Consider the following 348-nt stretch of genomic DNA (forward strand, 5'->3'; position numbering starts at 1 on the left):
GCAGCGCCGATGTTCTGGAAGATGCGCATCACCTCGTGGTCCATGCCGATCGCGCGAGGCAGCGCGTAAACGTGCTCGGCGGCGTCGATTCCTTCTACGCTGATGCCGGCAGCGGCAAGGAGATTGCAGAGCGTGATACCGACCGGGCCGAGCCCGATCACGACGACGTCCGCTTCAGCCTGTGTCTTCACCTGATCCTCCCGTCGCTCCGGCCGTCATGGGCCTTCACGACATCAATTGAGGAAAGCCGGCACAGCGAGCCCCAGCCGCATGGCGGCTTCTTTGAGGTTCTTCGCCGTGCCGTTCGCCAGGGGGATGCCGTTGGCAAGGCGTTCCCGCTCGATCTCA

1 protein-coding gene is annotated in these 348 nt (G+C 64.1%); it reads right to left on the reverse strand.

All coding sequences use genetic code 11. The features are described from left to right. The coding region (locus tag EN804_RS35405) for an FAD-dependent monooxygenase (protein ID WP_189602190.1) at window positions 1–191 on the reverse strand (191 nt) is incomplete at its 3' end. Window positions 192–348 lie beyond the last annotated feature (157 nt).

It is taken from the genome of Mesorhizobium sp. M8A.F.Ca.ET.161.01.1.1, from assembly GCF_004792105.1.
In the GTDB taxonomy this organism is placed as follows: domain Bacteria; phylum Pseudomonadota; class Alphaproteobacteria; order Rhizobiales; family Rhizobiaceae; genus Mesorhizobium.